The organism is Streptomyces albicerus (genome assembly GCF_008905045.1).
Classification (GTDB): Bacteria; Actinomycetota; Actinomycetes; order Streptomycetales; family Streptomycetaceae; genus Streptomyces; species Streptomyces albicerus.
Genome location: NZ_VWMY01000115.1, coordinates 21,729 through 28,112 on the forward strand (window position 1 = coordinate 21,729; position 6,384 = coordinate 28,112).

General features: G+C 68.6%; 7 protein-coding genes and 2 pseudogenes. 4 read left to right on the top strand and 5 right to left on the bottom strand.

Features of this window, described 5'->3' with window-relative positions:
* Positions 1-77 precede the first annotated feature (77 nt).
* Positions 78-305, top strand: a pseudogene (locus GAS53_RS51075) (aquaporin family protein); the annotation flags it as partial.
* 392 nt (positions 306-697) lie between these two features.
* On the opposite strand, the gene GAS53_RS51085 reads toward GAS53_RS51075, so the two are convergent.
* A complete protein-coding gene (locus tag GAS53_RS51085; RefSeq protein WP_151484682.1) occupies positions 698-898 on the bottom strand; it encodes a hypothetical protein in 201 nt (66 codons plus the stop codon).
* Positions 899-965: 67 nt separating this feature from the next.
* Positions 966-2,036, bottom strand: coding sequence for a TerC family protein (locus tag GAS53_RS51090; RefSeq protein WP_151484683.1), 1,071 nt, complete (start codon positions 2,034-2,036; stop codon positions 966-968).
* Between the two features lie 245 nt (positions 2,037-2,281).
* Here GAS53_RS51090 and GAS53_RS51095 point away from each other — a divergent pair, with 245 nt between their 5' ends.
* Positions 2,282-2,512, top strand: a complete 231-nt coding sequence (locus GAS53_RS51095; protein ID WP_225859637.1) for a hypothetical protein — start codon at positions 2,282-2,284, stop codon at positions 2,510-2,512.
* Between the two features lie 440 nt (positions 2,513-2,952).
* A complete protein-coding gene (locus tag GAS53_RS51100) occupies positions 2,953-3,843 on the top strand; it encodes a universal stress protein (protein WP_151484684.1) in 891 nt (296 codons plus the stop codon).
* A gap of 246 nt (positions 3,844-4,089) precedes the next feature.
* Here the strand turns inward: GAS53_RS51100 and GAS53_RS51105 are convergent, their stop codons facing one another.
* The 3 genes from GAS53_RS51105 to GAS53_RS51115 form a co-directional block, all read right to left on the bottom strand.
* Positions 4,090-5,139: a serine hydrolase domain-containing protein gene (locus tag GAS53_RS51105; protein WP_192583668.1), complete on the bottom strand. Its 1,050-nt coding sequence runs from the start codon at positions 5,137-5,139 to the stop codon at positions 4,090-4,092.
* Positions 5,120-5,470: an ArsR/SmtB family transcription factor gene (locus GAS53_RS51110; protein WP_192583669.1), complete on the bottom strand. Its 351-nt coding sequence runs from the start codon at positions 5,468-5,470 to the stop codon at positions 5,120-5,122. The genes GAS53_RS51105 and GAS53_RS51110 overlap by 20 nt, the downstream gene beginning before the upstream one ends.
* Before the next feature lie 203 nt (positions 5,471-5,673).
* Positions 5,674-6,024 (bottom strand): hypothetical protein, encoded by a 351-nt coding sequence (locus GAS53_RS51115; protein WP_151484687.1) that lies wholly within the window; start codon positions 6,022-6,024, stop codon positions 5,674-5,676.
* Between the two features lie 233 nt (positions 6,025-6,257).
* Here GAS53_RS51115 and GAS53_RS51120 point away from each other — a divergent pair.
* A pseudogene (locus GAS53_RS51120) lies at positions 6,258-6,384 on the top strand (DNA-directed RNA polymerase subunit alpha); the annotation flags it as partial.

Consider the following 6,384-nt stretch of genomic DNA (forward strand, 5'->3'; position numbering starts at 1 on the left):
CGCCACCGTCCGCCCCAACCCGAACGCCAGGCCCACCGCCTCAAGATCAACCGTCACGGGCCGTGACAGAAGCTTGTCCCGCATCACCGGCTCATCACCGTCCAGCACGCAACTGCCACACGCTGGCTGAGTGGTGGACGGGCCGGCGCGGCGGCGCGGGGGTGACGATCCGCGAGGCGGCGGTCTATGTCCCGGCGCAGATCGGCGGTGCGATCGCGGGAGCGGTCCTGGCGGATGCGACGTTCGGCGAGCCGCTGGTGGAGTGGTCGACGCACGACCGGTCGGCGGGGCATCTGCTGCTGGGGTGCCGCGTCCGTCGGCGTACGGGGTAGCTCATGACGGCACCGGTTGCGTCGCTGAGGGTGGGGAAGCCGTCGTCCGGCCGCAGCAGGCCGATGCCTTCCCAGGCGNTACGGGGTAGCTCATGACGGCACCGGTTGCGTCGCTGAGGGTGGGGAAGCCGTCGTCCGGCCGCAGCAGGCCGATGCCTTCCCAGGCGAAAATGGCGCCGAAAAGCAGGGCCCAGGCGAGGTAGCCGACCACCGGATGCTCTGCCACTGGCTCTCCTACGCTCTCGTCCCTGCCAGGGCCGTCAGGTTGATCATCGGCCACGATGAAGTCCGGAGCTTGGACGCTCACCGTGGATGGCGTCCTGGGCCGCGAGCGGCATCCGTCGGACTGGTGTCCTGTCCTGATGTCAGTGGTCCTGGGGGCTGTTGCGCTCGGGCTCCTCCAGGTGGTCGGGGCAGTCGGGGTTGCGGCAGGCGTCCGGGCCCCACACCGGCACGAAGACTCCAAGCGTCTTGTGCCGTTTCTTGATGGTCGTCTCCAGGGGGTGCTTGCAGACCGGGCACACAAGCGTCCCTCGGGGACTGGTCTCATGCTCGGCTTTGCTCATTCTTTAACAATAGACCGGGTGGTCGCAGAAGGGGACAGGCCGCATGCCGCTCATCGTGCGGTGTTGATCAGCTCGCCGGTCGGGGTGGATCATCCGGCTGCTGGCCCTGCTCGGCATGTCGGCCGTCGACGAGCCCGGGATCCCCGGCTACCGCATCGGTCGGGGAGGGTGCGTTCTCATCCTGAGCGGCGGGGGCCGTGTGGAGTGGGGCGGGTCGGCGCAGGCTTAGTACGACGGAGGCGGCCAGGACAATGACGATGACCGCGAGGCTGATCGGTGAGGGGATTTCCGGGATGCTGGGGCTGATCGTCTTGTGGGACGCCTGGAGGATCAGCTTGACGCCGATGAAGGCAAGGATGATCGCGAGGCCCTTGTTCAGGTAGTGGAAGCGGTCCAGCAGCCCGGCGAGCATGAAGTACAGGGCACGCAGGCCCAGGATGGCGAACGCGTTGCTGGTGTACACGATGAAGGCGTCGTCACTGACGGCGAGGACGGCGGGGACGCTGTCGACGGCGAAAATCAGATCGGCCGCCTCGATCGCGGCGACCACCGCGAGGAGCGGGGTGGCCATGCGTTTGCCGGCTTCCTTGACGAAGAACTTCGCGTCGGCGTACTCGTTCCGGACCGGGATGATCTTACGGAGCATCCGCACGGCGAAGCTCTTGCCCGGGTCGAAGCTCTCCTCCTCGTCCTTGAGGAGCTTGTAGGTGCTGTAGAAGAGGATGGCGGCGAAGGCGAATAGCACGGCGGTGAAGCGGCTGACGACAGCGACGCCGAGGGAGAGGAAGATCCCGCGGAAGACGAGGGCGCCCATCACGCCGAAGAACAGGACCCGGTGCTGGTAGGCGCGGGGCACCCTGAAGTAGGCGAAGATCACGGCGAAGACGAAGAGGTTGTCCACCGACAGGCTCTTCTCCAGCAGCCATGCCGTGGTGTACTCGGTGCCGGCTGTCGCGCCGAGGACGAGGAAAACGACGGCGGCGAAGATCAGAGCGAGACTTACCCACAGGGCGCTCCAGGCGGCGGCCTCCTTGAAGCCGATGACATGCGCGGTGCGGTGGGCCAGCAGGTCCACCGCCAGCGACACCACCACCGTCGAGGCGAACGCCCCCCACAACCAGAGCGGGACCTCAAGCATGGCGGTCACCTTCTCCGCGGCCCGCCTCCGAGACGCGGGCCCTTATACGGGAGTCTGCGGCATTTCGCTGCTCTGGGCGACACCAGGATCGGGGGCGGAGCAGGCCGGGCTCCACCGGGCTCGCTCTTCTGCAGAAGCGAGGACGAGCGGGCAGGGGCATGCTTCGGGTAGAGGCTGCGGATCCCCCAGGGAGACTTGTGATAGGGCGAAGTCACCATTTTCACCTTGATGCCAGGGGGCACTCGGTGACCGTGAACATCGATGGCGTCCATCGTGGAGCGGCCGAGCTGCTGGTCGATGGCAAGGAAACAGGTCGCGCCGAGGCCCATGGGAGCCGGCCCCTGATCCTCGTCGGTGAACTGCCCACCGATCCTCCGCTGGCCGTGAGCGTACGCATCACGCCCGGGCCCGGCGCGCCCCGCTGTACCGCTGTGATCGACGGGGTGGAGACGGTGATGTCTCCACGGGCGTTCTGAGCCTGGGCGTCGCNCCCGGGCCCGGCGCGCCCCGCTGTACCGCTGTGATCGACGGGGTGGAGACGGTGATGTCTCCACGGGCGTTCTGAGCCTGGGCGTCGCCCGGCGCCGGTGTCCCGGAGCTCATGCCACTGGCCGACGTCGGCGTGACGGTGGCACGACAGTTTTCGAAAGGTCCCCTCACCCGTGCGCCCTGAGCGGCGTACCGCAGGACAGGCCCGCGGTGCACAGGGGCGTACTGCGGCCTATTGGGCGCCGTGTAGCCCCGGGCCAGGGCCTGGGGGAAGCTGGGGAAGGAGACAGTACGGCGGGTGAGCGCCCCGATCCGGGCGAGGGCCTCGATGTGCGCCCGCTCGATCCGCTGCCGGGCGCCTGTGCGACGCGGTGCCCCGGGGCGGCACGCGCCTGGTCACGGGCGCCCCTGAGGGGAGCAGCAGGCAATGAACGGGCGGCCGGTGGTAGTGGGAGTAGACGGTTCACCCTCAGCGCTGGCAGCGGTGGACGCCGCAGCCCAGGAGGCGTCGCTGCGAGGTGTGGAGCTGCGTGTGGTGCATGCCTTTCTGTGGCCCGCCATGCACGCACCGCCCGGTTCGTCGCCGCTGGGACCTCTCACCGGCGCCCTGCACGAAACGGTCGAACGGATCGTGGCGGACGCCGTGGAACGCGCGCGGAGCCAGGCCGCCGGCTTGCACGTCAGCCACGCCGTGATCGCCGGTGAGGCATCGACGGTCCTGCAAGGACAGTCGCGCATGGCGCAGCTCCTCGTGGTCGGCCACCGAGGCTCCGAGGGCTTCGCCGGGCTGCTCCTGGGTTCCACCGCCGTACATCTGAGCGCGCACGCCCACTGCCCGGTGATGGTCGTCCGAGGACGCTCGGACCCGGCCGGTCCGGTGCTGGTGGCCGTCGACGGCTCCCCACGAGGGAAGCCCGCCCTCGCCTTCGCTTTCTCCGAGGCCGCCCTGCGGGGCACCGACCTGGTCGCGCTCCACGCCTGGAGCACCTGGACCGGTCACGGTGAGCATGCTCTGGGCCGCCCGGTGGAGCTGGTGGAGCTGGTGGGCGACGTGGACCGCCTCTGGCAGGAGGAGGAGCGGGTGCTGACCGAGGCCCTCTCAGGACACCGCGACCAGTACCCGGGCGTAACGGTGCGGCCCCGTCTGGTCCGCGGGCGTACCCGCCCGGCACTGATCGAAGCGAGCGCGGGCGCCCAGGTGATGGTGGTTGGCGCACGCGGGCACGGTGGATTTACCGGCCTGCTCCTGGGATCGGTCAGCCAGGCCGTCCTCCATCACGCCCACTGCCCGGTCACTGTGGTGCGCTCCGACCTCTGACCGTCTCACCGGCGGCTGTGGCGACACCCTTCGACCAGCACCGCTGCCGTGCTCGACATCCGCGGGCCCGTACCTCTAAGGGCGTCACCGCGCCGCTCGTCGTCACCAATCGCCCAAACCGATACAGGCCAGCTGCAAGCAGGGAAGCCTCTCTGCTCAGCACTGTCTACGTCAAAACGACCCACGAGGGTGGCAAACTTTTCGGTATGGCGCCGCGCGATACCAGTGATCTCCTGCGTCTGGGGGTCAGGCCGCGATCAGTGCCTGCCCGAGCCTGGCACACTCGCGAAGCAGGCGTTGGCGTCCGTCGTTGCACACGATGAGGACGGCGTGGCGACGGTCTCGATGGACCAACGCCGTGGCGATCCAGCGCATGTTCGACCCCTGTTGGGCATGGGCGATCGGTGGCGAGCCGCCGGCCGGTATTGCCCAGCCCAGCCCCTGGCGCGACTTCCGACCGGGTGGTGACGTGGTGAGGAGCCCGACCGACTCGGCGGTGAGGAAGTTGGGGCCGTCGGCCAGGAAGAGCCGCACGAATCGGGCCCAGTCGGCCAACGAGAGATGAAGCCGACCGGCCGGCGTCATCACCGGTGGGTTGTCCGCCGGATGCGGCAGGCTCATCTCGTTGGGGGCAATGGCCTTTCCGCGGCCAAGCATCACCCATCGGGGCCGGTGTCCCCACGGCTGGTCACCGGACGGCGGCCCGAACCCGGCACTGGACATGCCCAGCGGGTGCAGAATCTCGCGACGCATGGCGCCGTCGAAGGGCTCCTCCGTGACCCGCTCGATGGCCGCTCCCGCGATGGTGTAGCCAAGGTTGGAGTACCGGAATCTCCCGTATCGCACCGGGGGCGCGGCCAATGCGCGCGCGGCCACCTCGGTGCGCTGATCCGCCGGCGACTCCGCTTTGGAGTAGGCCGCTTTCAAGTCGGGCTGGGTCAGATTGCCGGCCAGGCCGGCGAAGTGGCTGAGCAGGTCGGTGATGGTGACTGTCTGCCAGGCTGGATGCGGCTTCGGGTCAAGGTCGCAGAACAGTTCAAAGACGGTGTCTTCCCATGTCGCCTGGCCCTGCTGGACCAGCCTCGCCCACAGTGCCGCGGTCATGGATTTGCCGCAGGAGCCGATGTGCCATGTGTCAGCCTCGCCGACAGGATCGCTGCCACCGCGAACCCGCGTTCCGGTCGCAGCCATCAGGACACTGTCCGCGGTCACCACCGCTGCCGCGATGCCGGGCAGCTGGTGTCGCTGGTGGAACGACCGTAACCGCGCCGTCAAATCATCGGTGCTCGCTGTCATGCCGGGCCTCCTGCGGGGAGTCTCTGATGTCGAGGGCGGCACATAGCATCGCCAGCAGCGGAACGACGTTCTCGCTGCGGATCGCATAGGTGGCCCGCACCGGCTGGTAGATCACACCGGCCGCGAGCAGCTCCTTGAGGTGATGAAAAAGCTGGCCGGTTGACGGCTGGTCGAGCCGGCGTGCCAGCTCCGCGGTCGCGACCTCGCCGCCGATCAGCTCGGCGACGATCCGCAACCGCAGAGGGCTCGCGAGCGCGCTGAAGAGGGTGGCGGATCTTTCGCCCGTGCCGTCGAGAATGTCCGGCCAACCGCGAATGATCTGCCAGGCCACCGTGCCGTTGTCCCCTGGCCCGGATCCGGAGTAGGTGACATGTGGCTCGCCGTCAGCCGAGACAGCCGGAGCGAGTCTCTTCCCCTCCAGCCGCTCGACGCGTTGAGCCAGTTCAGCCACCAGCCGAGCCAGATCCCCACTCGTCATTCAAAGTACGCTACTCCGAAGTTACGGAATAAGGAAGCGTCAACTCCTCCTCTCTCTTAGGGACCGAGGAGACCCCACTCACCCGTGCCGGGGTCCTGCTCCCAGCGGGGCCGGCCGCACCGGGTCTCATCGACGCCCAGCACCGCGGCCTCCGGCAGGCGCGCTTCGACGACCTCACGGGCCTGGACGCGAAAGGTGTCCATCACCCTCGGCCAGGAAAGGTGCGGGTCGCGGGTGACCTGCACGACGGTGGAGCCGGCATCCCGGACCCGGCATCTGGCGGCGGCCCGCAACCGGGCGGTCGGCCGAGCACCGGCCGGGAGCTGCGGGATCTGCTCGGTGAACGACTTCCGGGGACAGCCCGGCTCACGGCAGAACCAGCGGAGCTTGTGCCAGAAGCACTCCAACCCGCGCTCTGCGTAAAGCAGATCACGCGGACGGGTCGCCGCCGACCCCTTCACCCGGGACGCGGAGACTCCGCAGGCCGGGCAGGCTCTGGCTGAAGCATCTGCCCCAGCAAGAGCTGGGCCCGCCGACTGGCCTCTCGGAGGTTCGGCCGCTTCGGGGGCCGTATCGCCCGTAGCCTTCGTGGTGTCTACGGCGTCACATAGCGGGCGCCAATCACTGGAGGCAACATCTCGTGCTGATTGCTCAGCGTCCGTCCCTGACCGAAGAGGTTGTCGACGAGTTCCGCTCCCGGTTCGTGATCGAGCCGCTGGAGCCGGGCTTCGGCTACACCCTCGGCAATTCCCTGCGTCGTACGCTCC